This window comes from Pseudomonas sp. TSRC2-2 (genome assembly GCF_049897785.1).
Classification (GTDB): Bacteria; Pseudomonadota; Gammaproteobacteria; order Pseudomonadales; family Pseudomonadaceae; genus Aquipseudomonas.
Genome location: NZ_JAFCWZ010000012.1, coordinates 19282 through 43477, shown reverse-complemented (window position 1 = coordinate 43477; position 24196 = coordinate 19282). Strand labels below are relative to the sequence as shown.

At 60.9% G+C, this 24196-nt stretch carries 22 protein-coding genes and 1 pseudogene; 12 read left to right on the top strand and 11 right to left on the bottom strand.

The genetic code is table 11. The features are described from left to right. Window positions 1–34 precede the first annotated feature (34 nt). Window positions 35–984: pseudogene (locus tag ACP7D9_RS22820) on the bottom strand (DUF1853 family protein). A 114-nt stretch (window positions 985–1098) separates the two neighbouring features. Between ACP7D9_RS22820 and ACP7D9_RS22815 the strand changes: the two are divergent. Genes ACP7D9_RS22815 through pepN form a run of 6 tightly spaced genes read left to right on the top strand, consistent with a single transcriptional unit; the run spans window position 1099 to window position 7616 of the window. Beyond that, a complete protein-coding gene (locus tag ACP7D9_RS22815; protein ID WP_016774212.1) occupies window positions 1099–1989 on the top strand; it encodes an NAD(+) kinase in 891 nt (296 codons plus the stop codon). After that, the gene (locus ACP7D9_RS22810; protein ID WP_101159044.1) at window positions 1989–2960 is read left to right on the top strand and encodes a metallophosphoesterase; all 972 of its coding nucleotides are present in this window, start codon (window positions 1989–1991) and stop codon (window positions 2958–2960) included. Before ACP7D9_RS22815 ends, ACP7D9_RS22810 begins: the two co-directional genes overlap by 1 nt. Beyond that, the gene (locus tag ACP7D9_RS22805) at window positions 2957–3826 is read left to right on the top strand and encodes a rhomboid family intramembrane serine protease (RefSeq protein ID WP_101159043.1); all 870 of its coding nucleotides are present in this window, start codon (window positions 2957–2959) and stop codon (window positions 3824–3826) included. The genes ACP7D9_RS22810 and ACP7D9_RS22805 overlap by 4 nt, the downstream gene beginning before the upstream one ends. A gap of 34 nt (window positions 3827–3860) precedes the next feature. Continuing rightward, complete coding sequence (locus ACP7D9_RS22800) at window positions 3861–4121, top strand: YeaC family protein (RefSeq protein ID WP_426159678.1); 261 nt, start codon at window positions 3861–3863, stop codon at window positions 4119–4121. Then, entirely contained in the window at window positions 4118–4948 is an 831-nt protein-coding gene (locus ACP7D9_RS22795; RefSeq protein WP_426159677.1) for a DUF2797 domain-containing protein, read from the top strand. The genes ACP7D9_RS22800 and ACP7D9_RS22795 overlap by 4 nt, the downstream gene beginning before the upstream one ends. A gap of 10 nt (window positions 4949–4958) precedes the next feature. Beyond that, window positions 4959–7616, top strand: coding sequence for an aminopeptidase N (gene pepN / locus ACP7D9_RS22790; protein WP_426159676.1), 2658 nt, complete (start codon window positions 4959–4961; stop codon window positions 7614–7616). Window positions 7617–7727: 111 nt separating this feature from the next. On the opposite strand, the gene katG is transcribed toward pepN, so the two are convergent. Both katG and ACP7D9_RS22780 read right to left on the bottom strand, forming a co-directional pair. Beyond that, complete coding sequence (katG, locus tag ACP7D9_RS22785; RefSeq protein ID WP_426159675.1) at window positions 7728–10001, bottom strand: catalase/peroxidase HPI; 2274 nt, start codon at window positions 9999–10001, stop codon at window positions 7728–7730. A 223-nt stretch (window positions 10002–10224) separates the two neighbouring features. Then, complete coding sequence (locus ACP7D9_RS22780; RefSeq protein ID WP_426159674.1) at window positions 10225–12435, bottom strand: LTA synthase family protein; 2211 nt, start codon at window positions 12433–12435, stop codon at window positions 10225–10227. Window positions 12436–12763: 328 nt separating this feature from the next. Between ACP7D9_RS22780 and ACP7D9_RS22775 the strand changes: the two genes are divergently transcribed. Then, entirely contained in the window at window positions 12764–13780 is a 1017-nt protein-coding gene (locus tag ACP7D9_RS22775; RefSeq protein WP_101159039.1) for an ABC transporter substrate-binding protein, read from the top strand. Window positions 13781–13816: 36 nt separating this feature from the next. Here ACP7D9_RS22775 and ACP7D9_RS22770 read toward each other — a convergent pair whose 3' ends face one another. Then, on the bottom strand, window positions 13817–14014 hold the full coding sequence (locus ACP7D9_RS22770; RefSeq protein ID WP_101159038.1) for a helix-turn-helix transcriptional regulator: 198 nt from the start codon (window positions 14012–14014) through the stop codon (window positions 13817–13819). Next, entirely contained in the window at window positions 14011–14385 is a 375-nt protein-coding gene (locus ACP7D9_RS22765; protein ID WP_426159673.1) for a hypothetical protein, read from the bottom strand. The genes ACP7D9_RS22770 and ACP7D9_RS22765 overlap by 4 nt, the downstream gene beginning before the upstream one ends. Window positions 14386–14604: 219 nt before the next feature. Here ACP7D9_RS22765 and ACP7D9_RS22760 point away from each other — a divergent pair, with 219 nt between their 5' ends. Then, the gene (locus tag ACP7D9_RS22760) at window positions 14605–15096 is read left to right on the top strand and encodes a hypothetical protein (RefSeq protein ID WP_426159672.1); all 492 of its coding nucleotides are present in this window, start codon (window positions 14605–14607) and stop codon (window positions 15094–15096) included. Between the two features lie 88 nt (window positions 15097–15184). Here the strand turns inward: ACP7D9_RS22760 and ACP7D9_RS22755 are convergent, their stop codons facing one another. Continuing rightward, a complete protein-coding gene (locus tag ACP7D9_RS22755) occupies window positions 15185–15664 on the bottom strand; it encodes a copper chaperone PCu(A)C (protein ID WP_426159671.1) in 480 nt (159 codons plus the stop codon). Then, entirely contained in the window at window positions 15664–16269 is a 606-nt protein-coding gene (locus ACP7D9_RS22750) for an SCO family protein (protein ID WP_101159034.1), read from the bottom strand. The genes ACP7D9_RS22755 and ACP7D9_RS22750 overlap by 1 nt, the downstream gene beginning before the upstream one ends. 255 nt (window positions 16270–16524) lie before the next feature. Here ACP7D9_RS22750 and ACP7D9_RS22745 point away from each other — a divergent pair, with 255 nt between their 5' ends. Beyond that, window positions 16525–17451, top strand: a complete 927-nt coding sequence (locus tag ACP7D9_RS22745) for a Gfo/Idh/MocA family protein (RefSeq protein ID WP_426159670.1) — start codon at window positions 16525–16527, stop codon at window positions 17449–17451. Window positions 17452–17579: 128 nt separating this feature from the next. Next, window positions 17580–18209 (top strand): isochorismate family cysteine hydrolase YcaC, encoded by a 630-nt coding sequence (gene ycaC, locus ACP7D9_RS22740; RefSeq protein ID WP_016774235.1) that lies wholly within the window; start codon window positions 17580–17582, stop codon window positions 18207–18209. Window positions 18210–18271: 62 nt separating this feature from the next. Here the strand turns inward: ycaC and ACP7D9_RS22735 are convergent, their stop codons facing one another. Continuing rightward, window positions 18272–19573, bottom strand: a complete 1302-nt coding sequence (locus ACP7D9_RS22735) for an erythromycin esterase family protein (protein ID WP_426159669.1) — start codon at window positions 19571–19573, stop codon at window positions 18272–18274. A gap of 167 nt (window positions 19574–19740) precedes the next feature. On the opposite strand from ACP7D9_RS22735, the gene ACP7D9_RS22730 reads away from it, so the two are divergent. Further along, window positions 19741–19941, top strand: a complete 201-nt coding sequence (locus ACP7D9_RS22730; RefSeq protein ID WP_426159668.1) for a hypothetical protein — start codon at window positions 19741–19743, stop codon at window positions 19939–19941. Between the two features lie 115 nt (window positions 19942–20056). Continuing rightward, window positions 20057–21022 carry a LysR family transcriptional regulator gene (locus tag ACP7D9_RS22725; RefSeq protein ID WP_426159667.1) on the top strand — a complete coding sequence of 322 codons (966 nt, stop codon included), beginning with the start codon at window positions 20057–20059 and terminating at the stop codon, window positions 21020–21022. Here the strand turns inward: ACP7D9_RS22725 and ACP7D9_RS22720 are convergent. The 3 genes from ACP7D9_RS22720 to ACP7D9_RS22710 form a co-directional block, all read right to left on the bottom strand. After that, entirely contained in the window at window positions 20977–21423 is a 447-nt protein-coding gene (locus tag ACP7D9_RS22720) for a GlcG/HbpS family heme-binding protein (protein ID WP_426159666.1), read from the bottom strand. The genes ACP7D9_RS22725 and ACP7D9_RS22720 overlap by 46 nt on opposite strands. A gap of 11 nt (window positions 21424–21434) precedes the next feature. Then, a complete protein-coding gene (locus ACP7D9_RS22715; RefSeq protein ID WP_426159665.1) occupies window positions 21435–22784 on the bottom strand; it encodes an amidohydrolase family protein in 1350 nt (449 codons plus the stop codon). Between the two features lie 251 nt (window positions 22785–23035). Further along, on the bottom strand, window positions 23036–24193 hold the full coding sequence (locus tag ACP7D9_RS22710) for an alpha/beta hydrolase family protein (protein WP_101155369.1): 1158 nt from the start codon (window positions 24191–24193) through the stop codon (window positions 23036–23038). Between the last annotated feature and the right edge of the window lie 3 nt (window positions 24194–24196).

The window sequence follows — 24196 nt, the reverse complement described above, 5'->3', positions numbered from 1 at the left end:
CCCAAATCCAGGAGCTGCCGAAGGCTGCGATCTTTCAAACCAGGCCCGGCACATTCGGCCAAAGATCCGCCACCAGAAACAACCGCTCTGCCTCTTCCATTCGCCCTCGGTATTTTCGGTCAGGCGCACCATCAACTGCGCCGGTGCCAGCGCCGGCAAATCCTCCAGCCACACACGCAGATGCTCATCCGCCCAGACCTGATCCGCCGGATAATGCGCCGGGGCCAGCCAGGCGTGGCGGGGCAGGGGTTGCCAGCGCCCGGGCGGACGTTGCGCGACAAACGCCGGCCAGTCCTTCTGATGCAGCCAACTGCCACGCAGATGTTGCGGATGGGCGCCGTTGGGCGAGTCGGCCTGCCCCGGCCACGGATACAGCAGATAACCGCCCAGCCACAGCTGCGCGCTGAACGTTTCGATATCCAGCGCCGCGAGTATTTCGCGGCTTTCCGCGCGCGCCGAGATCGGTAGTTGATGCTCGGCCAGGTGCGCCAGTTTGCGATCCAGCCGGTCATGGCAACCCGGGCCCAACCACTGCGCCGGATCGCGGCCATCGCCATCTTGCGGGCCAAGGTAGAGCTTGATCGCCAGTTCCAGGTGATGCACGCCGTCGCGGTCACGCAGCAACATGTCGAGTTCGCCGAGGGTGTGCCCGGCGCGGCGAATCGGCAGGTTGGCGGCGATCAGTTCGATGCCCGGCGCCTGCTCCACGGCGAACTGCCACAAGCGTTCGTAATACAGGCCCAGGCGCCGGGTCCGCGCCTGTGACAGCCATTGCAGCAGGCCGTAACTGTCGCGGTCGAGTCCGCGCAGCCAGTGTTCGAGACGCTGCGGGTCGTGCACCCAGTCGCTGCCGGCCAGCGGATGGCGCTGTGGCCACGGCGTGTCGGCGAGCATCGGCGGCGCGAGGATCACCCACGCCAGGTCCCGCACTTCGGGATGGCGTAATTGATGGGGCAATTGCAACAGGTCTGGAAAGAGGATCATCTTGCGAGCATAGCCTTAAACCTGAGCCCACCCTTGAGGCTGAAAGGATTTTGTCTATCTGGCGCTTTCGCCCATAATCGGGTTTTCGCGTTTTCGATTGTCCGCAGAGGTCCCATGGAGCAATTTCGTAATATCGGCATCATCGGTCGCCTGGGCAGTTCCCAGGTGCTGGATACCGTCCGCCGACTGAAACGCTTTCTGCTCGACCGTCACCTGCATGTGATCCTCGAAGACACCATCGCTGAAGTCCTGCCGGGCCATGGCCTGCAAACCTCGTCGCGCAAGATGCTCGGCGAAGTCTGCGACATGGTCATCGTCGTTGGCGGTGACGGCAGCCTGCTCGGCGCCGCACGGGCGCTGGCCAAGCACAATATTCCGGTGCTGGGCATCAACCGTGGCAGCCTCGGCTTCCTCACCGATATCCGCCCGGACGAGCTGGAAATCAAGGTCGCCGAGGTGCTCGACGGCCACTATCTGGTGGAAAACCGCTTCCTCCTGCAAGCCGAGGTGCGCCGCCATGGCGAGGCCATAGGGCAGGGCGATGCGCTCAACGATGTGGTGCTGCACCCGGGCAAATCGACGCGGATGATCGAGTTCGAGTTGTACATCGACGGCCAGTTCGTCTGCAGCCAGAAGGCCGACGGCCTGATCGTCGCCACACCGACCGGCTCCACTGCCTACGCTTTATCTGCCGGCGGGCCGATCATGCATCCCAAGCTTGACGCTATTGTGATTGTGCCGATGTACCCCCATACCTTGTCGGGAAGGCCGATCGTGGTCGATGGCAACAGTGAGCTGAAAATCGTCGTGTCCAAAGATATGCAGATCTACCCGCAGGTCTCCTGCGACGGCCAGAACCATTTCACCTGCGCACCGGGCGACACCATCACCGTGAGCAAGAAGGCGCAGAAACTGCGCCTGATTCATCCGCTCGATCACAATTACTACGAGGTGTGCCGCACCAAGCTTGGCTGGGGCAGCAAGTTGGGGGGCGGAGGCGACTGATGCTCGATCCCGCGCGCAGTTACGACCTGATCGGTGACGTGCACGGATGCGCCTTGACCCTCGAACACTTGCTGGACCGTCTCGGTTATCACAAGCAGGGCGGGGTCTGGCGTCATCCGTCACGCATGGCGGTGTTCGTCGGCGACATCATCGACCGTGGCCCGCGTATTCGCGAGGCGCTGCACATCGTCCACGACATGGTCGAGGCGGGGCAGGCCCTGTGCATCATGGGCAACCACGAATTCAACGCACTCGGCTGGGTTACCCCGGCGCCACCGGGCAGCGGCAAGCAGTTCGTGCGCGAACACACCAAGCGCCATGCACGGCTGCTGCAGGAGACCCTGACTCAATTCGAAAACCATCCCGGCGACTGGCATGACTTCCAGCAATGGTTCTATGAACTGCCGCTGTTCGTCGATGCCGGTCGTTTCCGCGTCGTCCACGCCTGCTGGGATGTTGGGCTGATCGAGCCGCTGCGCGCGCTGTTCCCCAATGGCTGCGTCGACGAGCACTTCCTTCAGGCCTCGGCCGTTCCCGGCAGCTTCGCCTGCACCGTATTCGACCGCTTGCTGCGCGGCACCGACATGCGCCTGCCGGGCGGCTTGACCATGACCAGCGGCGACGGTCTGGTGCGTTCGTTCTTTCGCACCAAATTCTGGGAAGACGACCCGAAAACCTACGGTGACATCGTGTTTCAACCCGACGCGTTGCCAGAACCTGTTGCGCAGACGCCGCTGACTTCAACCGAAAAGAATTCTTTGCTGCGCTACGGCGTCGACGAGCCCTTGCTGTTCGTCGGCCACTACTGGCGCAGCGGCAAACCCGCGCCGATCCGCCCGAACCTTGCCTGCCTGGATTACAGCGCCGTGCTCTACGGCAAACTGGTGGCCTATCGTCTGGATCAGGAAACCCGCCTGGATCCGCATAAATTCGTCTGGGTCGATGTCGAGCGGCCGGAGGTGCTGCAATGAGTGCGGTAGCGGTATTGCGTCTGCCACTGGCGGTGGACTTGAGCGGTTTCGTCAAATTGCTGCAACGCATGCAGGTGCCCCATCGGGTCAGTGAAGAGGCGGGCGAGCAGGTGCTGTGGGCGCCGGAGGAAATCAGCGAGGACGTGCGTTCGCTGTACGAGCGCTTCCCGGCTGGCGACCCGGATCAGCAACTGGATATTCCTGTGGGCCAGACCTTCAAGCGCCCGAGCTTCGCCGAACAACTGAAACACGCCAAAGCCACCGGGTTCATCCTGCTGTTGAGCCTGATCGTCGGCGGCCTGACCTTTCTCGGTGAGAACCTCGAAACGCTGCGCTGGCTGACTTTCCTCGATTTCCGCGTGATCGGCGAGTACATCCACTTCACGCCGCTGGCCGACAGTCTGGCGGCAGGCCAGTGGTGGCGGCTGGTCACACCGATGCTGATCCACTTCGGCATCCTCCATCTGGCGATGAACGGCATGTGGTACTGGGAGCTGGGGCGGCGCATCGAGTCGCGCCAGGGCAGCATCAACCTGATCGGCCTGACGCTTCTGTTCAGTCTGGTGTCCAACTACGCGCAGTTCGTCTGGAGCGGCCCGACCCTGTTCGGCGGTCTGTCGGGCGTGCTTTACGGCTTGCTTGGGCATTGCTGGATCTTCCAGCTGCTGGCGCCGAGCCCGGCTTATCGTTTGCCGCGCGGCGTGCTGGCGATGATGCTGATCTGGCTGGTGGTGTGCATGTCCGGGTTGATCTCGCTGATCGGTTTCGGCCAGATCGCCAATGCTGCGCATGTCAGCGGGTTACTCATCGGATGCTTCACCGGTTTGTTGGGCGGTTTGTATAACCGCCGTAAACTGGCCGTCTAACATTTTTGTTTCAGTAAAGAGCGCGGAGACCCTGATGTCCTCTTTCAACGACATGATCAACAACATCACCCCGGACATCTACGAGAGCCTGAAACTGGCCGTGGAAATCGGCAAATGGTCCGACGGCAACAAGCTCACTGCCGAGCAGCGCGAGCTGTCGTTGCAGGCGATGATCGCCTGGGAAATCCAGAACCTGCCGGAAGACCAGCGCACTGGCTACATGGGCCCGCAAGAGTGTGCGTCGAAGTCGATCGAAGTGCCGAACCTCCTGTTCAAGTCGGATGCCATCCATTGATCGAGATTGGCCGCGGTGCAATCAGCAAAATGTCGGCGCGCCTGGACGGGCCGAACGTGCAGTACGCGTTTCGTCTGGATGACGTCGAGGTGCCAGTCAATCCGTTGATCGGCAGCACGCTGCGTCTGGAATACTTGGGGGCGATCCACTGCACCCATTGCGGGCGCAAGACCAAAACCAGTTTCAGTCAGGGTTATTGCTACCCGTGCATGACCAAACTGGCGCAGTGCGACCTGTGCATCATGAGCCCGGAGCGCTGCCACTTCGACGCCGGCACTTGCCGCGATCCGGTGTGGGGCCAGCAGTTCTGCATGACCGACCACGTGGTCTACCTGGCCAACTCGTCGGGGATCAAGGTCGGCATCACCCGTGCCACGCAGTTGCCGACGCGCTGGCTCGATCAGGGCGCGAGTCAGGCCTTGCCGATCATGCGCGTGTCCACCCGCCAGCAATCGGGGTTTGTCGAAGACCTGTTCCGCAGTCAGGTGGCGGACAAGACCAATTGGCGCGCACTGCTCAAGGGCGACGCAGCGGCGGTGGATCTGGCGCAGGTGCGCGATCAATTGTTCGAAAGCTGCGCCGAAGGCCTGCGAGGCTTGCAAGAGCGGTTCGGCCTGCAGGCGATTCAGACGATTGCCGATGTCGAACCGCTGGAGATCCGCTATCCCGTCGAGCAATACCCGACGAAAATCGTCAGCTTCAACCTGGACAAGAACCCGATTGCCGAAGGCACGCTGCTGGGGATCAAGGGTCAGTACCTGATCTTCGACACCGGCGTGATCAACATTCGTAAATACACGGCTTACCAGCTCGCCGTGCATCAATAAGGATTCCAGCATGCGCACCGAACAACCGAAGATGATTTACCTCAAGGACTATCAGGCCCCCGAGTACTTGATCGACGAAACGCACCTGACCTTCGAGTTGTTCGAGGACCACAGCCTGGTTCACGCGCAACTGGTGATGCGCCGCAATCCTGAACGTGGCGCCGGCCTGCCGCCGCTGGTGCTTGACGGCCAGCAACTGGAGCTGCTCTCGGTGACGCTGGCCGACAAGGAACTGAGCGCCGCAGATTATCAAGTCTCCGACAGCCACCTGACCCTGCAGCCCACCAGCGAAACCTTCACCCTCGACACCAGCGTGCGCATTCACCCGGAAACCAATACCGCGCTGGAAGGCCTGTACAAGTCCGGCACGATGTTCTGCACCCAGTGCGAGGCCGAAGGCTTCCGCAAGATCACCTATTACCTCGACCGCCCGGACGTGATGAGCAAGTTCACCACCACCGTGGTCGCCGAGCAGCACAGCTATCCGGTGCTGCTCTCCAACGGTAACCCGATTGCATCCGGCCCCGGCGAAGATGGCCGCCACTGGGCGACATGGGAAGACCCGTTCAAGAAACCGGCGTACCTGTTTGCGCTGGTCGCCGGTGATCTCTGGTGCGTCGAAGACACCTTCACCACCATGAGCCAGCGCAACGTTGCGCTGCGCATTTATGTCGAGCCGGAAAACATCGACAAGTGCCAGCACGCGATGAACAGCTTGAAGAAGTCGATGCGCTGGGACGAAGAGGTCTACGGTCGCGAGTACGATCTGGACATCTTCATGATCGTCGCGGTCAACGATTTCAACATGGGCGCGATGGAGAACAAGGGTCTTAACATCTTCAACTCCAGCGCCGTGCTGGCTCGCGCCGAAACCGCCACCGACGCCGCGCACCAGCGGGTCGAGGCGATCGTCGCCCACGAATACTTCCACAACTGGTCTGGCAACCGTGTGACCTGCCGCGACTGGTTCCAGCTGTCGCTCAAGGAAGGCTTCACCGTGTTCCGCGACGCCGGTTTCTCATCGGACATGAACTCGGCTACGGTCAAGCGCATTCAGGACGTCGCCTATCTGCGTACTCACCAGTTTGCCGAAGATGCCGGCCCCATGGCCCACGCCGTGCGCCCGGACAGCTTTATCGAGATTTCCAACTTCTACACCCTGACCGTGTATGAAAAGGGCTCGGAAGTGGTCGGCATGATCCACACCTTGCTGGGCGCTGAAGGCTTCCGTAAGGGCAGCGATCTGTATTTCGAACGCCACGACGGCCAGGCCGTGACCTGCGACGACTTCGTCAAGGCGATGGAAGATGCGAATGGCGTCGACCTCAGCCAGTTCAAGCGCTGGTACAGCCAGGCCGGTACGCCGCGCCTGGCCGTCAGCGAGTCCTACGATGCTGGCGCGAAAACCTACAGCCTGACCTTCCGCCAGAGCTGTCCGCCGACCCCGGACAAGGTAGAAAAACTGCCGTTCGTGATTCCGGTCGAACTGGGCCTGCTCGATAGCCAGGGCAACGAAATCGCCTTGCGTCTGGCGGGCGAAGCTTCGGCGCAAGGCACCACTCGGGTGATCTCGGTCACCGAAGCCGAGCAGACCTTCACCTTCGTCGACATCAACGAACAGCCGCTGCCATCGCTGCTGCGCGGCTTCTCGGCGCCAGTGAAACTGAGCTTCCCGTACAACCGTGATCAACTGATGTTCCTCATGCAGCACGACAGCGACGGCTTCAATCGCTGGGACGCCGGGCAGCAACTGTCGGTGCAAGTGTTGCAGGAACTGATTGCTCAGCATCAGAAGGGCGAGAGCCTGAAGCTCGATCCGCGGCTGGTGTCGGCGCTGCGCACGGTGTTGTCCGACGAGTCGCTGGATCAGGCGATGGTTGCCGAAATGCTCTCGCTGCCGGGTGAGGCTTATCTCACCGAAATCAGCGAAGTGGCCGACGTCGAGGCGATCCATGTCGCGCGCGAATTTGCCCGCAAGCAACTGGCCGAAGGCTTGTTCGAAGCGCTGTGGCTGCGTTATCAGGCCAACCGCGACCTGTCCAGGCAAACGCCGTATGTGGCCGAGGCCGAGCACTTCGCCCGTCGCGCATTGCAGAACATTGCTCTGTCGTACCTGATGCTCAGCGGCAAGCCGGAAGTGCTCGCGGCAGCGCTGGAGCAATTTGAAACCGCCGACAACATGACCGAGCGCCTGACCGCGCTGGCGGTGCTGGTCAACTCGCCGTTCGAAGAGCAGAAGGCCCTGGCGTTGGCCAGCTTCGCCGAGCATTTCAAGGACAACCCGTTGGTCATGGATCAATGGTTCAGCGTGCAGGCCGGCAGCACCTTGCCGGGCGGGCTGGAGCGCGTGAAGGCGTTGATGCAGCACCCGGCGTTCAACATCAAGAACCCGAACAAGGTGCGGGCACTGATCGGTGCGTTCGCCGGGCAGAACCTGATCAACTTCCACGCGGCGGACGGTTCCGGTTATCGCTTCCTCGCCGATCTGGTGATCGAACTGAACGGCTTCAACCCACAGATCGCCTCGCGCCAACTGGCCCCGCTGACCCGCTGGCGCAAATACGACAGCGCGCGTCAGGCGCTGATGAAGGCCGAGCTGGAGCGGATTCTGGCATCTGGGTCGCTGTCCAGTGATGTGTATGAAGTGGTGAGCAAAAGCCTGGCTTGACGCCGTTCCTGTAGGAGCTGTCGAGTGGAACGAGGCTGCGATCTTTTGATTTTGAAGATCAGAAGATCGCAGCCTTCGGCAGCTCCTACATAAGGCGTTGCGTTTGCTCGGTTATCGCAGATCAAACCGATCCAGATTCATCACCTTCGTCCATGCCTTGACGAAATCATTGACGAGCTGCGTCTTGGCATCAGCGCTGGCATACACCTCGGCCAATGCGCGCAATTGCGCATTGGAGCCGAACACCAGATCCACTCGCGTCGCCGTCCACTTTGGCGCCCCGGTTTTGCGGTCACGGCCTTCGAACTCATCTGCATCCCGCGAAGTCGGCGTCCATTCCACGCCCATGTCCAGCAGGTGGGTGAAAAAGTCATTGCTCAGTGCTTCGGGTTTGTCGGTGAACACGCCATGCTTTGTCTGCCCGACGTTGGTGTTCAACACGCGCAGACCACCCAACAATACCGTCATTTCCGGTGCCGTGAGCGTCAGCAATTGCGCCTTGTCGATCAACAGCGTTTCCGCCGCAACCGTGTATTTGCCTTTGCTGTAATTGCGAAAGCCGTCTGCGATCGGTTCGAGGAAGCCGAACGATTCGACATCGGTCTGCTCCTGCGAAGCATCGACGCGCCCCGGTGAGAACGGCACCGACACTGAATGCCCGGCGTTCTGCGCAGCTTTTTCCACCCCGGCATTGCCGGCCAGGACGATCAGGTCCGCCAGCGAAATCTTCTTGCCGCCGGCGGCGCCATTGTTGAACTCGTTTTGAATGCCTTCCAGTCTGCTCAGCACCTTGTCCAGTTGCTCGGGCTGGTTGGCCTGCCAGAACTTCTGCGGCGCCAGACGCAAGCGCCCGCCGTTGGCGCCGCCGCGCTTGTCCGAACCGCGGAAGGTGGACGCCGCCGCCCACGCCGTCGAGACCAGTTGCGACACCGACAACCCTGAATCCAGCACCTTGTTTTTCAGCGCCGTGGCGTCGCTGTCATCAATCAATGGGTGCGTCACGGCGGGCAGCGGGTCTTGCCAGAGCAACTCCTCTTGCGGCAGCTCCGGGCCGAGGTAGCGAGAGAGCGGGCCCATGTCACGATGGATCAGCTTGTACCAGGCGCGGGCGAACGCGTCGGCGAGCTGATCGGGATTGGCCAGGAAACGCCGCGAGATCTGCTCATAAGCAGGATCGAAGCGCAGCGCCAGGTCGGAGGTGAGCATGGTCGGCGAGAGCTTCTTGTCCGGATCGTGCGCGTGGGGAACGGTGCCAGCACCTGCGCCGTTTTTTGGTTGCCACTGATTGGCACCCGCCGGGCTTTTGGTCAGCTCCCACTCGAAGCCGAACAGGTTTTCCAGATAGTTGTTGCTCCACTGCGTTGGCGTGGTGGTCCAGGTCACTTCCAGACCGCTGGTAATGGTGTCGGCGCCTTTGCCGGTGCCGAAGGCGTTTTTCCAGCCCAGTCCCTGCTGCTCCAGGCCGGCGGCTTCTGGCTCCGGACCGACATTATCGGCCGGGCCGGCGCCGTGGGTCTTGCCGAAGGCGTGGCCGCCGGCGATCAGCGCGACGGTTTCTTCGTCGTTCATGGCCATGCGACCAAAGGTTTCGCGGATATCCCTGGCCGAGGCCACCGGGTCCGGGTTGCCTTCAGGGCCTTCCGGGTTCACGTAGATCAGGCCCATCTGTACGGCCGCGAGGGGATTTTCCAGATTGCGTTCGCCCTGATCGGTACGGCTTTCTTCGCGCCCATGCAAGTCGGGCTCAGCCACCAGCGTGCCGTCGCCGGGCTCTTGCACCGGGCCGTTGCTTTTGCCGTAACGGTTGTCGCCGCCGAGCCACTCGGTTTCCGAACCCCAATACACATCTTCATCCGGTTCCCAGACATCGGCGCGGCCTCCAGAGAAGCCGAAGGTCTTGAAGCCCATCGACTCCAGCGCGACGTTGCCGGTGAGCACGATCAGGTCGGCCCAGGAAATGTTGCGCCCGTATTTCTGTTTGATCGGCCACAGCAGGCGGCGAGCCTTGTCGAGGCTGACGTTGTCGGGCCAACTGTTGAGCGGCGCAAAGCGTTGCTGACCGGAGCCGGCGCCGCCACGGCCGTCGGCGGTGCGATAGGTTCCGGCACTGTGCCAGGCCATGCGCACGAACAGCGGACCGTAATGGCCGAAGTCGGCTGGCCACCAGTCCTGGGAATCAGTCATGAGTGCTTTGATGTCTTGTTTCAGGGCCTGGAAGTCGAGGCTTTTGAAGGCTTTGGCGTAGTCGAAGTCCTGGCCCAGCGGATCGGACTTGGGTGAGTGCTGGCTGAGAATTTTCAGATTAAGTTGATTCGGCCACCAGTCACGGTTCGTCGTACCGCCGCCGGCGGCGTGGTTGAACGGGCATTTCGATTCGTTTGCCATGTTCGGATCCCTATCAGGTCTGCGGCCGGCTCGTGCCGACTTCGGACTGGTAAGGCTAGACCCGAGTTGGCAAGTCGGCTAATAGCCCGACTGTTGGGCTCCGATAGGCAAACTCTTTCGTCGTACACGGGAGCTGGCGAAGGCTGCGATCTTTTGATCTTGCTGTTCAATTGAAAAAAATCAAAGGCGAAAGATCGCAGCCTTCGGCAGCTCCTACAGGGCGTCAGCTCGATTGCGCGGTTTCGTCCTCGGGGACGTCGTCGAGGATGTCTTCCTGGCCAGGCAATTCGGTGATCACGCTGAAATCCGAGACCTCAACCGCGCCATTCCCATACCCCAGCAAATGAAACGAGAAGGCCTTGCGCGGCTGCGGGTTTTCAAAACTGAAATCCATCTCCAGGGGCTGATCCGCCGTGGCGACCATTTCTGCCGGCAGGCCCAGTTGCACGTCCTGTTCGAATTCCTTGGCCTTGAGCTGGATGTACGCCGCCTGTTGCGGATCGACCGAGCGGACGGTCAGGCGTACGCGGGTGTGCGAGCCTTTGGGCATTTCCAGGTATTGCGCGCCGATCAGGTTGTCGGCCCAGTCATCCTTGATCTGCGCTTGCAGCGGGATGATGTTGTTGCTGCCGAACTGGTAGCGATGATTGAGCGGCGTGCGCAGCAATGACAGGTCCAGCGCATCGGCGCGCGCCGCGATCTGCCGGGCCGGAAGGCCGCTGTAGGTGCCTTTGTAGATCGCGCTTTCAGCGATGAAACCGGCGCTTTGGTAGTAGCGGCAGCGGCGCGGCAGGTCGCACTCGGAGAAGATGCCCTGACCGTCGTGATAGCGCAGTTTGCCGTTGGTGAACGACATGATTTCGCGCCCGGAATCGTAGTCGCGAAACAGCGACCGGCCGCTCAGTGCAGTCGGCACCGGCAGGTCGAAATAGTCGAGAATCGACGTACTCAGATCGACGTGACCATAAACCCCGGCATTCAGACGCGGCAGTTGCGCCTGTTCCGGCGCCAGCGTCAGATTGAAACCCCACGACGAGGCCAGCCGCACGCCGTCGATGCCGTGGGATTCATCCGAGGTGATCACCACCAGCGTGTCCTTGAGAACGCCTTGGCGTTCCAGTCCTGACAGAAACTGGTCCAGTGCATCGTCGAGATAACCGACGGCGGCCTGCTTGGGCGTTTCATAACGCTGCAGATAATCATCCGGTGCGGAGTAGGGCTGGTGGGTGCCGACCGTCAGCAGCGTGAGCATCCATGGCTGTTTTTGCTTTTTCAATTGGCCGACGTAATCAAGCGCCCCTTCGAAAAACGCCTTGTCATCCTTGCCCCACGGGAATTCCAGATAGTTGCTGTTGCTGAACCATTCCAGGCCGTGGGTCGCATCGAAACCGATGTGCGGCATGATCTTGTCTTTGGCCATGAAGCGCAGGCCAGCACCCTGTAGATAATGGGTGTTGAAACCGTGTTCGCGCAGCTGCGCCGGCAGGCAGGCCTGGTTGCGCTCGTTCAGCGTGAGCATTTCCACGCCTTTGGGCGTGCCATTGTTGAGCTTGTCGTAATCGCCGCAAAGCATGGCGTAAAGACCGCGAATGGTTTGATGGGTGTGCAGCACGTAATCCGGGGTGTTCATGCCACGCTCGGCCCAGCGGCTGAGGTTGGGCATCAGCTCTTCCTGATAATGACTGCCGAGCGCTTCGCGGTTGGCGCGGATGTACGCGCCTGGAATGCCTTCCAAGGCAATGATCAACACATTGCGTGCCTGACCTGGTGCGGTCAGCAGTTTCTGGCCATTGAGGTCTACGTCTGTGAGCCCAGCCATCGCCGGTGTTGGTTCGTCGACGTCGCCGTCCAGCCATTCCTCGGCCTGGATCTGCAGGTCAGCGACTTCGCTGGCGAGCAGTTGATGCGGCAGGTTGTACAGGCGCCAGGCGTCGCCGTCATTCGGCCACAGGTTTTGCGCGGCCCAATGGGCGGCGAACAACACAATAGGCGCTGCCCAGACCGAGCGAGGCAGAGCAGGGCGAGACAAGCCGCGACCAACAAACTGAGTCAGCAGCCAGAAAGCCAGGGCACCCAGCAAAGCCATGGCCAGGGTAGGGTGCGCAAGTCCGCCGCCAGTGGAATTCTCGACGAACTGCGGGTCGATCAGATAGTGAACATCCGAAGGCGTCGGCAGGCGGCCGACGGCGCTGACCAGTTCTGCCGTGGCAATCGCCAGCAGCGCCCAGAACACCAGCACCGGCAAGGCCAGCCACCACGTACGGCGATGCAGCGCTACCACCAGCAGACTACCCACGGCCAGATCCGACAGAAAGCCCAGCGGTGTCGACCAGCCCAGAGCCACTCGCAGGCACACCGGCACCATCAATACCAAGATGATCAGGGAAAGGAGGCGGGCATTCGGCCGCCGCAGCCAGTTGAAAAGAGCGCTCACAAAAAAGGCCTGCATGTCATAAAAGGGTCAAAAAAGTGTGGGTGATGATACCAAGGACAGGCAGCCTGATCGGCATTTTAAACCCGTGCCTGGTAACCCCTGGAATGTCGTGCGCCCACATGCGGCGGGGGGTGTGGACGAAGTGGCGCTTTTGGGTGGAGGGAGTTTTTTGTTTCAGACTGTTGTAGGTCCGTCCGCTGCTCGCGAGATGGCCCCGGCAGACATAAAAGCGCGCGGTGCTATTGATATGCGATAAAGATATTTAATTTATGTTTTTTATAGCTTTAAAGTCGGATCTTTCAGCCCATTCTCCTGCTGCGAGGTTGTCATGGTCACACCGTTCAAACGTTCTGCGCTGACTTTATTGGCCGCAGCTCTGGCAGCGGGTGCGCTGTTCAGCAGCGGCGCCCAGGCCGAGGGCAAAATCAGCATCGCCCAGCAATTCGGCATTGGTTACCTGATTCTCGACGTCGTGCGCGATCAACAACTGATCGAAAAACACGGCAAGGCCCAAGGCCTGGAGATCAAGGTCGACTGGAACAGCATTTCAGGCGCCACGGCGATGAACGAGGCGCTGCTTACCGGCGCGCTGGACGTGGTCTCGGCCGGCGTGCCGCCGATGCTCACCGTGTGGGACCGCACCAAGGGCAAGCAGAACGTCAAAGCCATCGCCGCGCTGGGCTCGATGCCCAATTACCTGTTGACCAACAACCCGAACATCAAAACCCTCAAGGACTTCAGCGACAAGGATCGCATCGCGGTGCCAGCCGCTGGCGTGGGTTTCCAGTCGCGCACCCTGCAGATTGAAACCGCCAGATTGTTCGGCGACGAGCAGTTCAAGAAATTCGACAACATTTCGGTCAGCCTGCCACACCCGGACGCCACCGCCGCCCTGATCGCCGGCGGCTCGGAGATCAACTCGCATTTCTCCAGCCCGCCGTTTCAGTACCAGGCTCTGCAAAACCCGAACGTGCATAAAGTGCTGAGTTCCTACGACATCCTCGGCGGCCCGGCGACGTTCAACGTGCTCTACACCACAGAAAAATTCCACGACGAAAACCCGAAAACCTACAAAGCTTTCTATGACGCACTGGCGGAAGCGGAGAACATCATCAAAGCCGACAAACCCGCCGCCGCCCAAGCCTACATCCGTGTAGAGCAATCGAAACTGCCGCTGGCACTGGTCGAACAAATCGTCAAAGACCCGGAAATCGACTTCACCGTCGTGCCGCAACGCACGTTCATCTATGCCGAGAAATTGCAGGAACTCGGTGTGCTGAAAAACAAGGCGGCGAGCTGGACGGATTACTTCTTTGAAGAAGCGCATGGTGGTGCGGGGAGTTGATCGAACAGGGGCAACGTGTGTTGCCCCTTTTGCCATTCAAGATTCGCCATCATCAAAAATGCTCTCAATCGGTAGCTCAAACGCCCGGGCAATCTGAAACGCCAATGGCAGGCTCGGATCGTAGCGTTCGTTTTCGATGGCGTTGATCGTCTGGCGCGACACGTTCAGGCGTTCGGCCAGATCGACCTGCGACCACTTGCGCTCGGCGCGCAATTCCTTGAGACGGTTTTTCATTGGTAGCGGCGTCGCGCAATGTGCAGGCCGACAATCCACATCAGCCCCATTACCGGCCACACACACGTCCACGGGATATGCGGGGCGCCGACGTTTTCCAGAAAACCGTAGCTGAAGGTCACCAATGCCGAGGCGGCAAAGGCGAACCCCAAGGCTTCGAACTGGATGCGCAGATGCATTTCGTCCATGCGCTGCATGTTCCGCACGATGGCCCAGCACATCAGGGCCGCCGGAATGATAGGCGTCAGTGCGACGGCCGAGCGCAGCACGAGGTGCGCATCCATCAGGTATTGCGAGGCAATCAATGATGCTGTCAGCACCAGCATGTAGAGGATTAATGCTGCGCCCAATTCGAGGTGGTACCGGTTCATTCTTCACTTCCTATGTAAAAGACCCTTTACATGGTTGCTGATGTTGTTTCGGATGTAAAGCACGCTTTCCATCAGGCTGGTTACTTCGAACACGCTCGAGCCGGATAACTTGCAGCCGGGTTCACGCTTCTGGACAGCGTAGTAGCCACTCAGTAGCATTTGCCTCCAACGGATTTTCCCTTCGCACGTCGTCCGACGTGGAACGCTCAAGGAATCGACATGCGCGACACTCCCGCTGACTCACAACGAACGGTCGTGACCCTGGTCGACGGCGAGATTCGCTGTAACACCCAGATCAGTTTCAGCTCCGTCTCGCTCGTCGATGGCGAAATTCGTGTGCATCGTGCTCAAGGCAATCAGATCGAGGTGCCTGTGCCCGGGGCGGACTTCGCGCTGCGCTTTGGTCTGCAGGGGATGCAAAAAGTACCGGAGGCGCCACAGACGCCGCTCGAACCGGTGCCTGCCGACGACAGTTTGAAGTTGTTCAACTCGAAAACCGTATGGGTCACACTGGCGCTGTGGTTCTTCGTGAGTTCGGTGTTCGGTTGGTTGGGGATCGTGGTAGCAGTCGGATATTTCGCTTACCACTGGTGTCAGGTAACGAAGCGCAAGGAACAGTTGGTCAAGGCGACCGTCGTTGAACCCATGACCCGTTCCAGCTCAGGGATGTCACCGGAAAGCGTGCGCAACGCATTGGCCCGCAAGCGTTAATTCTGCACACATCAAAAAAACGGGGCGGCCTGATGATCGATCAGGCCGCCCCGTTTTTCTGTCAGGCGAACAGTCTTTCAGTCAGCGATCAATGCATTTTGCTGTGATCGTGGCCGCCCATGTTGGTCAGCGCGCGAACCTGCGCTTTGACTTCGATGGTTTCTTTCTCGCCCTTGGCGTTTTCCACGGTCAGGGTCAGTGGCACGCTGTCGCCTTCCTTCAACTGACCGGTCAGGCCCATCAGCATGACGTGGTAGCCGTTCGGGTCGAAGCTCACGGCTTTGCCGGCAGGCAGGTCAACCGATTTCACCGGGCCCATGGTCATGACGTCGTTCTTCATGCTCATCTCATGAATCTGCACGTCCTTGGCCACTGGCGAGGCGACGCTGAGCAGCTTGCTGTCGGTGTCGGAAGTGACGGTCATGAACGCGCCGCTGGCGGACTGGGTCGGCACAGTCGCACGGACCCAGGCGTCGTCGACCTTGGTCTGCGCCGACGCCTGAAAGGCCAGGCCGAGCAGGGACAGTGCACACACAGTGCGTTTGAGTTGATTCAGAACGGGATGCATCAGCAGACCTCCATAACAGTAAGCAAATCTTCCGTGCACTCTTGGGCCGTCAACGAGGTAGACAGGCCCAGGCGCAACTCACCACGCGAGTCGTAGACGTAGCTGGTGGACGTATGGGAGAGGGTATAGGTGTCGCCGGCCGGGACTTTCTCGTAGAACACGTCGAATTCCTTGGCGGTGGCCTTGGTTTCCTCAAGCGTGCCGTACAGCGCGACGAAGCTCGGGTCGAAGGCTTTGACGTAAGCGTCGAGGATCTGGGGCGTGTCGCGTTCGGGGTCCAGAGTGATGAACACCACTTGCAGGCGGTCGCCGTCACGGCCCATGAGTTTCTTGATCTGCGCGGCGCGGGCCAGCGTGGTGGGGCAAACGGCCGGGCATTGGGTGAAGCCGAAGAATATCATCGGCATCATTCCGCGAAAGCTCGACAGCGACATGGTTTCGCCTTCGGGGTTCTTCAGCTTGAAGGTGCGTCCGAGGATCTTGTCGCTCAGATCCTTGCCGTACTTGTACGACAGTTGGCCACGGGTATCGCAGCCGGCGAGCAGGCCGAGCCCGAGCACGCCCATTCCCGCAAGTACCTTGCGGCGAGTCAACAAAGCCGTCATCTAATACCGCCTTTTGCAGCCCGCAAGTCGGCAGGACTGGCGGGGGGTTAACCGTAAAAGCGCCGCATGATAGCAAACTGAGGCCGTGGGCCGGCTCTGGATCGCCGTGTGGTGTCGGATCGGGCGACAAAAGGTGTAAGAAGAAATGACCGATAGGTCCAGGATTTAAATAGTATGACGATTGGAGGCGGGCGCAGAAACACGTACCCTTGTCGCTGTGCTGCAAAAAGACCAAAACAACAACAGGAGTCTGTAATGCAACCGATTCGTCTCGGCCTGGTGGGCTACGGCAAGATCGCCCAGGATCAACACGTTCCCGCCATCCTCGCCAATCCGGCGTTCCAGTTGGTGGCGGTTGCCACTCAGGGCAAACCTTGCGCCGGGGTGGAAAACTTCCAGTCGCTGAGCGAGCTGCTCGAAAGCGGCCCGGCCGTTGATGCGATTGCCTTCTGCACGCCGCCGCAAGGGCGCTTTGCCCTGGTGCAACAGGCCTTGGCGGCCGGCAAGCACGTGCTGGTGGAAAAACCGCCCTGTGCGACATTGGGTGAGGCCATGGCCTTGGTTGATCAGGTGGCCGAACAAGGCGTCAGTGGGTTGTTCGCCTGGCATTCACGCTATGCGCCCGGCATCGCCGCCGCCCGCGACTGGCTGGCCAGCCGCACCCTGCAAAGCGTGCAGATCGACTGGAAAGAAGACGTGCGCAAATGGCATCCGGGCCAAGCGTGGATCTGGCAACCGGGCGGCCTCGGTGTGTTCGATCCGGGCATCAACGCCCTGTCGATCATCACCCACCTGCTGGCGCTGCCGCTGTTTGTCGAAGCCGCCGAGCTGCGGGTGCCAAACAACTGCCAGTCGCCGATTGCTGCCTCGATCAAGATGTCCGATGCACATCGGCTGGATGTTCGCGCCGAGTTCGATTTCGACCATGGCCACGACGAATTGTGGAGCATCGAAATCCGCTGCGCCGAGGGCGTCCTGCGCCTGGACAACGGTGGCGCGGTGCTGAGCATCGACGGCGTTCGTCAAAGCGTGTCGGAGGAGGGCGAGTACGCAGCAGTCTATCGCCACTTCCAGCAATTGATCGGCGACAAGGCCAATGATCTTGACCTGCAGCCGTTGCGCCTGGTGGCGGACAGTTTCTTTGTCGGTAGTCGGACGTTGGTTGAGCCGTTTTACGACTGAGGTGATTGTCCGGTTTGAGTGGACGGTGAAACGCTTTTCAGCCGATTTATCCCTTTGCTGTGCGTCAGTAATCTGTACCCAACTTGAACGCAACAACAAAACTTCAAACTTGAAAAGGGACGTACACCATGACCACTCCAACCTACAACCGCCTGAACAAAGACGACGCTATCGTGCTGCTGGTTGACCACCAGACCGGTCTGATCTCGCTGGTGCAGGACTTCTCGCCGAACGAGTTCAAGAACAACGTGCTGGCACTGGCGGATCTGGCCAAGTTTTTCGACCTGCCGACCATCCTCACCACCAGCTTCGAACAAGGCCCGAACGGCCCGCTGGTACCGGAGCTGAAAGAGATGTTCCCGGACGCGCCGTACATCGCTCGCCCTGGCCAGATCAACGCCTGGGACAACGAAGATTTCGTCAAGGCGATCAAGGCTACCGGCCGCAAGCAGATCATCATTGCCGGTGTGGTGACGGATGTGTGTGTCGCGTTCCCGACCTTGTCGGCACTGGCAGAAGGGTTTGACGTGTTTGTGGTGACTGATGCTTCCGGCACCTTCAACACCACCGTGCAGCAAGCCGCGTGGAGCCGCATGACTCAGGCCGGCGCGCAGATGATGAACTGGTTCTCGGTGGCCTGTGAGCTGCACCGCGACTGGCGCAACGACATCGAAGGCCTGGGCAACCTGCTGTCGCAGCGGATCCCCAACTACCGCAACCTGATGAACAGCTACTCGGCGTTGACGCAGCAGAAGTAAGACACCGCCCACGAAAAAGCCTGCTTTCAACAGCAGGCTTTTTGCGTTGCGATGACGCCGCATCACAGCCCGAAAGGGAAGGTGTCTTCCTCGTGGCTCGAGGATTGTTCGGTAGAGAGCGGGGTAATGGCCGTGGTCTCGGCGAACCACAGCCAGGCATCGAACTGCTCGCTGAGTGTCGCGTCGAAGTAATGGCTCTGCCGTTCGGTCTGTGGGCGGTAAATCACCCCGATGGCGCGTTCCAGTTGCCGGCCCGATAACGCTTCGCGCAGCGCGCTGCTGTCGGCGTCGCGCCAGTCGTATAGGGCTCGTGGGCAGCCTGCCGCGGCGAAGGCGCGTTCCCAGCTGCGCGGCATGGCCGGCACGACATTTTTGATGCGCATGGGTGCGTCCCAGTCGTCCGCAGCGGCGACGGTGCCGCTGTCGGTACCCATGCCGATCAGCACGGCCTGTGTGCCATATGCTTCGCGACACAGTTGGCCGAGGGTTACCTGGCCGCCGTCGCCCATCTGCGTCGCACGGGCATCACCGATATGCGAGTTGTGCGCCCAGACCACGACTTTAGCGTTGGGTGTCTGGCGCAAGCGCAAAGCCTCCAGCGTCTCGAACATATGTCGGTCGCGCAGGTTCCACGACTCGCGATTGCCGCGATACATCGCTCGATAATATTGCTCGGCCGCGTGCACGACCCGGGCATTTCGAGTGGCGTTGAACAATGCTTCGCCGTCGTTTGCAATCAGGCTCAGACGTTGGCTCAACAGCGCTTGCAGCTGTTCGAGCACGGCGCCTTCGCAGGTGGCCATGCCGCCGACCTCGGTGAAGTGGCCGTACAGCGCGGGATCGTCGTGCCAGGGGATCAGGCAGGCGTAACGCTGTTGCGCTTCGCGAGCCATCGCCGGGTCGGCCTCCTGCAGATAACCAAGCACTTCGCGGATCGAACTGCGCAGGCTGTACACATCGAGTCCGCGAAATTCGACACGTTGCGCCGCTGCTTGGGTGCGGTTGTATTCATGCAGCCAGCGGGTGAACGTCTGCACGCAGGTGTTGCGCCACATCCAGGTCGGGAAGCGCGAGAACGCGGCACCTTGCCAGCTCGCTTTGCGCCGGTCGCGCACGCAACGATCGATCTGATCGGCATCCGGCCAGTCTGCTTCGACCGCAACGACGGTAAAACCGTGATGCGCGATCAGATGTCGGGTGATCGCTGCGCGGGCGGCGTAAAACTCGTGGGTGCCGTGGCTGGCTTCGCCGATCAGCACCACATCGGCATCGGCGTAGCGGTCGAACAACTGGGCAAAGCCCTCGCTGTCGATGTTCGGCAACGTTTCGGCAAAACGCTGCAGAAGCGTGGTCAGGCTGTCCATTATCGGATCCTCCACTGTGGGTTCTGCTGTAGAGACTGCAAAAAAATTCAGGTTCCGTCGAGTTGGCTGAAGGGTAGCGTTCACCGTTCGTCCATTGTCGGGCACTTGTCACCCTTGGGCATTTCACACGCTCAGGTACACATCGCTGAATCACATCGGAGACCGACATGGACATTGATGAAAAGGCACCGGGCAACCACTCGCAACAAGCCGTGACGCGCACCACCGACAACGAGACCGGGCACGATCCGAAGCGCGAAAATCCCGAGGTGCCTTTGCCGCCGGACGATGAGGCGCCAGTGGACGAAGACATGTCGGACGTGGACGCGGCGAACTCGGTTTCGACCGAGCATCCGCCGTCACGCTGATTGAGCGCTGCCAACGGAAAAACCTGCCTCTGCATGGCAGGTTTTTTTTGCGCGAAATTTGCGCTGTCAGGACTTTTCACCGACAGTGAGCCGGCGTTCTTTGAGGAAGAAATCCATGCGCTATCGCCGACTCGACTTGAACCTGCTGGTGGCACTCGACGCCTTGTTGAGCGAGTGCAGCGTCAGTCGCGCGGCGGAGCGTTTGCACTTGGGCCAGTCGGCGACCAGCTCGGCGCTCGGGCGGTTGCGCGAGCATTTCAATGACCCGCTGCTGGTGCAAGTCGGCCGCCGGCTGGAGCCGACTGCGCTCGGTTTGCAGCTGCTGCCCAAGGTGCGCGAAGCGCTGGCGCTGACGCGGCAGATCGTCGATGCGCCAGTCTCCTTCGACCCGGCCAGTTGTACTCGGCAATTCACTCTGGTGGCTTCCGATTATGTGATCGGCGTCCTGTTGCCGGCGCTCAGTCGGAAACTGGCGCGTGTTGCGCCCGGCGTGCGCTTGAGCCTGCGCGATCTGCCAGCGCCGCGCGATGCTGATGTAGTCAGTGAAGCGCTGGATTATCGGCGCAGCGATTGCGTGATCGTGCCCGAGCGTCGTCTCAACCCCGACTACCCGCATGTGCCGCTGATGAGCGATTCGCTGTGCTGCATCGTCTGCGCGCAGCAATCGCCATTCGCCGCTGGCCTGGATCTCGCGCAATACGTGGCCGCCGAGCATGTCGTGCGCGCCTTTGCCGACGGGCGACATCTGGCGCTGGACGCGGCGCACTTGCAGGACATCGGCATTGAACGGCGGGTCGCCGTGGCGGTGGAGAGCTTCGCCCTGATTCCGCAATTCGTGATTGGCACAGGGAGAATTGCCACGGTATTCCGTCGCCAGGCCGAGCGATTTGCCGAGGGTTATCCGTTGCGCATTCTCCCCGCACCCGTAGATTTCCCCGAAGCGGTGCAGGTGCTGCAATGGCATCCCTATCAGGATCTCGACCCGGCGATGGTGTGGTTTCGCGACCTGCTGTTGCAGCAGGCCGGGTTGCTGGATCAGTCTGTCAGCGCATCGCCGGTATCAGCGCGCAGCCCGGCGTGAAGGATCGCCTGCACGGCGCAGCGCTCGTCATTGTCTGAGGTGTCGCCACTGATGCCGAGGGCGCCAAGTAGCGTTCCTTCGGCAGTGCGAATAAGCACACCACCGGCCACGGGAATGACTTCGCCGCCGCTGAGGCTGTTGATCGCATCGAAGAATGCCGGCATGGCCTGCGCACGCCGCGCTAGTTCGCGGCCGCCGAAACCCATGCCCAGACAACCGCGTGCCTTGCCTGTGGCGATCTGCGGACGCAAGAAACTGGCGTGCTCGTCGCGCAATACAACGAGTGGATGGCCGGCCGCATCGAGGACAGCGGCGGCCATCGGTTTGAGGTCGGCGGCGCGGGCGATAGCGATGGCCTGGCTGGCAATGAGTGTGGCGGTGCCGAGATCGAGTGCTTGCATGTCGAGTGTCCTCACGAGGTCCATTTGCCCAGTTGCGCAACGCGATCACGGGTATAGAGGTCGGTCCATTTCAGTGAGTTGAAATCCGACACCTGTTTGGGGTTATAGGGGCTGCGTTCGAGGCGCACCGGTTGCCCGCCCTTGTACACGGCTTTGATACGCGAGCGGTCCTGCAGCAGGCGGATATCTCGCAGAGGTGAGCCGTCGAGCACGAGGAAATCGGCCTGCTGGCCGACTCGCAAAGTGCCGAGGGTTTCGCCGCGTGGCATGCAGCGTGCGCCTACGGCCGTTGCTGCGTGCAAGGCTTCGGCGGGGGTAAATCCCAGGCGCGTGACCAACAGCTCCAGCTCCCGCGCGTGCCATTCGCCATAAGGCGTCACGGCAAAGCCGCTGTCACTGCCGCAGGCAAACGGCACGCCAGCAGCTTTGGCGCGTTTGAGCACTGTTGAGCCAACCTCCAGTGTCCGCGCGCAGTAGCCGGCGTAACCGCTGGTGATGGCCGGGTCGTGGGGCTGGCAGAAGTCCACGGTGTTTTGCGGGAAGGTCATGGTCGGCGCAACAATGCTGCCGGCGTCGAGCAAGGCTTCGATGCAGGCGTCGTCCATGTAGAACGCGTGAAACACCAGATCGACGCCGGCGCGCGCGGCGTACATCACCGCTTCGCGCCCATAGGCGTGAGTGGCGACCTTGCAGCCCAGGCGGTGGGCTTCATCGACCATTTCAAGGGTTTCATCGGCGGTGAACGCAGCGATGATTTCGCCGTTGGGCCGGCGGTGCGTGCCGTCCATGGCGATCTTGATCAGGTCGACACCGTCCTTGGCCTGCTTGCGAATCTCCGCCACTGCTTCGCTGCGACTGGTGACCAGCCGCGCGGTAAAAAACTCCGGCGCGCCCATGCGGCTCGGGAACCAGTCATTGAGGCTTTGCCGATTGGTGATGACTCGGCTGCTGGCAGCGATGCGCGGCCCGTCAAACAACCCGGCGCCGATTGCATTACGCACGGCGATGCTGAGCTGACCACTGTCGCCCGGGCAGACCATGCTGGTGACGCCCGCCGCCAGCACATGCTGAGCGAAGAACATACCGCGCAAGGCGCGAAATTCGTCGCTGGTCCAGATGTCGATGTCTTCTTCGCTTTGCGCGTTGCCGAAGGCCAGATGCGTGTGCACATCGATCAGACCGGGCATGACGAAATGATCGCCAGTGTCGATGACCTTGTCACCGGCTGCGGGTTGCGGCGCGCAAGCGGTGGGGCCGACATAGCTGAAAACTCCGTTTTCGATCACCAGGGTCTGCTGCGGGCGTGTGTCCAGGTCGGTGGCGGTGAACAGGGTCTGGCATTGCAGATGCAGGGCGGTCATGGTGGTTTCGCTGTGTTGTGGTTATGCGAAACGAGGTTAGGGCGCGGCGGGCAAGGGGAACAGCAGATTGCATCGATGGGCGGGTATTGATGGCGTCGATGGACCTCGGTGTGCTGACGGAACGCGTTCAATCGTAAGCGTGAGCCTGCTCGCGGAGGCGGTGTGTCAGTCAGCATGCATTTGCGGCTGACGGCTCCTTCGCGAGCAGGCTCATTCCTTTAGCGGACTGCGTTACTGCTGACCGGATGCAATCAGGCGGTGCGTCCGCCCAGCGTTTCGGCAACCCAGTCGGCGATGTAGTGGCCGGCGTTGATGCTGTTGTCGAAGCTGGAATGCTGCACGCCGCCTTCGCGCTCGGTGAAAATTTTCAGTTCGCATTTCGGGCTGTTGACCAATTGTTCATAGGTGCGATGCGCCCACTTCAGAGGGATCTGCGAGTCCTGCTCGCCGTGGGTAACCAGGAACGGCACTTTGATGCGGTCAAGCACGCCGTCGAGGTGGACGTTTTCGGCGATGCTCATGAATTCCTCGACATCCTTGGCGCCCCACACCCAGCAGACGTGCGCCCAATAATGCGGCACCGGGAAACTGCCTTCCTTTTCCAGACGGCGCTTCTGCACGTCGCGCCAGTCGTGGTTAGCGCCCCACACTACGCCGCAGGCGAAACGCGGTTCGAACGCCACCGCACGGGGGCAGTAATAACCGCCAAGGGAAACGCCTTCAAGACCGATACGTTTGGCGTCGACGTCATCCCGGGTCTCCAGCCAGTCGACCACGCGACTGGCCCAGTGCTCGCTGTCGTAGCGTGCAGTCAAACCGTGCAGGCGCAGCGCTTCGCCGGTGCCGGGCTGGTCGATGATCAATGACGATACGCCACGCTTGGCCAGCCAGGCCGGGAGGCCGACGCGGTATTTCATTTCCTTGGTCGAATCCAGACCATTGACCTGCACCAGAATCGGCGCTGGCCCGTCGACGCCTTCGGCGCGCACCAGCAAGCCGGACAGATGCTTGCCCTCATAGGGAATTTCCACCCGCTGACAGTTTTCCTGCGACAGTTCGATGCCGCGTTTGAAGGTTTGCACAAAGCGCTGATACAGCTCGGTACGCCCTGGCGCGCCATGGGCTTGCAGGCGTTCGCAGGTCAGATAGTAAGTCGCGGCGCGGTTGTATTTTTCGCCGGCCGAGAGCAGGCGGCCATGACCTTCGTCTTCTTCGGCCAGACCGCAGAGCTTGTCGGCCATTTTGGCCCAGGTCTCGCGAAACGCCTTGGTGCCGGCCGCGTCCGGTTGCTTGGCGGCCTCTTGCAGCGGTGCGCACATGGCCTCGATTTCGCCCATGCGGGCGCCCATTTCAATGGCCAGGTCGACCGAAAGATTCCACACGTAGTTGGTCGGGAAGTAGCGGAACATGAT